The organism is Haladaptatus sp., from assembly GCF_049589095.1.
GTDB lineage: Archaea > Halobacteriota > Halobacteria > Halobacteriales > Haladaptataceae > Haladaptatus.
In genome coordinates this window covers 1-2,520 of record NZ_JBAWAC010000456.1, presented here as the reverse complement: position 1 = coordinate 2,520, position 2,520 = coordinate 1, and the positions used below count along the sequence as shown (strand labels likewise).

At 60.8% G+C, this 2,520-nt stretch carries 3 protein-coding genes; all 3 read left to right on the top strand.

Going from position 1 to position 2,520, the window contains the following annotated elements:
• Window positions 1–361 precede the first annotated feature (361 nt).
• Window positions 362–904 (top strand): GNAT family N-acetyltransferase, encoded by a 543-nt coding sequence (locus WBV42_RS14310; protein WP_423986629.1) that lies wholly within the window; start codon window positions 362–364, stop codon window positions 902–904.
• Between the two features lie 67 nt (window positions 905–971).
• Window positions 972–1,418: a DUF4112 domain-containing protein gene (locus tag WBV42_RS14305; RefSeq protein ID WP_423986628.1), complete on the top strand. Its 447-nt coding sequence runs from the start codon at window positions 972–974 to the stop codon at window positions 1,416–1,418.
• Between the two features lie 98 nt (window positions 1,419–1,516).
• Entirely contained in the window at window positions 1,517–2,440 is a 924-nt protein-coding gene (locus tag WBV42_RS14300; RefSeq protein ID WP_423986627.1) for a hypothetical protein, read from the top strand.
• Window positions 2,441–2,520 lie beyond the last annotated feature (80 nt).

The following is a 2,520-nucleotide window of genomic DNA, read 5'->3' as shown; positions in this document are numbered from 1 at the left end:
ATCATGCACGATGGGCCGGAGGGTAGTGTGGAGTAGTGAATTGAGAACGGAGAAGTCCGAAGTGATGCAGTGAGGAATGAAACGGTGTGGGGAAACCACACCGGTTTCGGAAGTCAGAGGCATGTGGCGGTGGTACGATGAGCGGACGTCCCGCCTTTTCGGGTGACGACCACCAGTCGTCACTTTTCAACCGCAACCGTAGCCGCCACAACTAATTGGATTTGCTGAATCTTCCAAATGCTTTGTGGCGGATCGTCACCGAGCGAAATCCGGTGAACTAGCCGTGTTTTCGGTAGAAATTCCCCGCCGTCCGGCGATTCGATGCGGAAGTTATTTATCATAAATGCAGATAAATCAACTCATGCCCGGTGCACGAATCACGGAAGGAGAGCGAATCACGCTCCGAACGCTCGAAAAAGAAGATCTCCCGTTTCTCCAGCGGGCATACGCCAACCCCGAGATACGCTATCCGCTCGGCACGCCGCTCAAGAACCTGGACCAACTCGAAACGTGGACCGAAGACGAGGGGACAGACCAGTTCCTCGTCTGTCTCGACGGCAAGGACGAGGACGATGAGGACACGCGACCCATCGGTGCCGTGTTCGTCGAGGATGCGAGTTGGCGACGACCCGAACTCGTCTACTGGCTGATTCCGGACGTTCAGGGCAACGGATACGGGAAAGAAGCCGTTTCCCACGTCATCGACTACGTCTTCCGCGTGTACGACACTCCCGCCGTGGGTGCCGGAGCCTACGCGTTCAACGACGCGTCCCGCGGTCTACTGGAATCCTTCGGTTTCGAGGAGGAGGGACGAATTCGCATGGATCGGTTCGTCGACGGTCGGTACGTGGATAGGGTTTCGTACGGGTTGCTCCGCGAGGAATGGCGCGAGCGAACCGAATAGGAACCTAATTTCCCCCCTTTGAGCATTCAGCCATCGAATTTATGCCGTTCCGGAATCAGGTTCGCCCATGAGCAACTCCGATCTTGAGGACGAGTTCGATTTCGACGGCGAGTTGCCGCCGACGGTCGACCGCGCGGCGATCGACCGAATGCGGACGATCGCACACGTCTTCGACGACTTCATGCGAATTCCGTTCACCGACATGCGCGTCGGTCTCGACCCCATCCTCGGCGCGATTCCGGTCGTCGGCGACGTCATCAGCGCCGGACTTTCGCTGTACATCGTCCTCGAAGCGGCCCGGTTGGGCGTCTCGTTCACCACCCTCCTCCGGATGATCGCGAACGTGAGCATCGACATCGTCGGCGGTTCGGTACCGGTCGTCGGCGGCATCATCGACGCCATCTGGAAGGCCAACAAACGCAACGTCGAACTGGTGCTGGAGGACCTCGCCAACGACCCGCTGGACGACGATTTCGACGGCGAAACCGAGGTCGTCGAAATCGAAATCGAGTAACGGTTGGTGATCCTCCCGAGATACGTCCGTTTCCATTCACTTTCGACTTCGAAAGTTTCTCGATACGGTGGTGCTAGGGATAGTTCGTCTACGACTCCATGTTCGAGACGACTTTCGGTGTCCTCCAGAAATCGCCGCTCGCAATCGTCCCGCTCGTCGCCATCGGTTGGTTCGTCGCGCTGGGCGTCCGTCGGAGTAAACTCGTTTCCCGAGTCGCGCGATACGCTTTCGTCCTCGGCGTGATTCCGCCGTTCTGCCTCTTCGTCCTCGCCGACTTCTTCGGGAGTCAATCGAGTCGAGGTCTCGCGCGGACCCTTCTCGATAGCGAAGTTCGGCTGGTCGTCGGCATGCTCGACACTGCCGACAGGCTGACGGCGGCGGTGCTACGAGCGTTCCTCCAACTTGTGTCCGGGGTCACTCCAGGCAACCCCCTCGGGGGAATCACGTCGATGCTACCGTCGTGGGACCCGTTCGCCGCCATCTCCGCCGTCGGGTTTCTCGTCGCGGTGTTCGCCGTCCATTTCGTCGCGGGCATCGTCGTGATTCGGATTACCCGGTGGGAGAACGGCGCGTCCCTCGCCGACGAATGGCTGAGCGCCGCTGGTGTGGTGCTGTTCGTCTCCGGAATGGTGTGGATGCTGCTCCAGTTCGACCCGATCGGATTCGGGAACTTCGAACTCCGGGCGTCGGTGCTGGCCTCCTCGATGGGGCTGGTCACCGGCATTACCGTGTCGAACCTCCCCGTGAACCTCCCGGCGTGGTGGCCGGACGGTGTGCTGGGGGGCGGCGAGATGGTGGACGACGAGACGGCGGACGCCGAATCCAAGGCAGACACCCCGACGGCACGAGAGCGGACGCGGCTCGCGCCGCGTTCGGATACCCGGTCAGCCCGAGCCTCGGCGACCGAAACAGCAACGGGGGACGCTTCGGCGGCCGAATCGACATCGAGGACCGAAGCCGCCGATTCGGATCCCTCGTTCGAGCGGCTACAGAAAACGGTCGAGTCGCTTCTCCGTCGGTAGGAGACGATTACCCGCTTGCCTGTTCTGCCGGAGCGGTCGCCCGCCATCCCTCGATGAGTTCGTCCGCGCTCGTTATCTCC

Bases quoted from the DNA above. Each gene is read 5' to 3' on its own strand.
- WBV42_RS14310 (WP_423986629.1), top strand. From the start codon at position 362: ATGCCCGGTGCACGAATCACGGAAGGAGAGCGAATCACGCTCCGAACG.
- WBV42_RS14305 (WP_423986628.1), top strand. From the start codon at position 972: ATGAGCAACTCCGATCTTGAGGACGAGTTCGATTTCGACGGCGAGTTG.
- WBV42_RS14300 (WP_423986627.1), top strand. From the start codon at position 1,517: ATGTTCGAGACGACTTTCGGTGTCCTCCAGAAATCGCCGCTCGCAATC.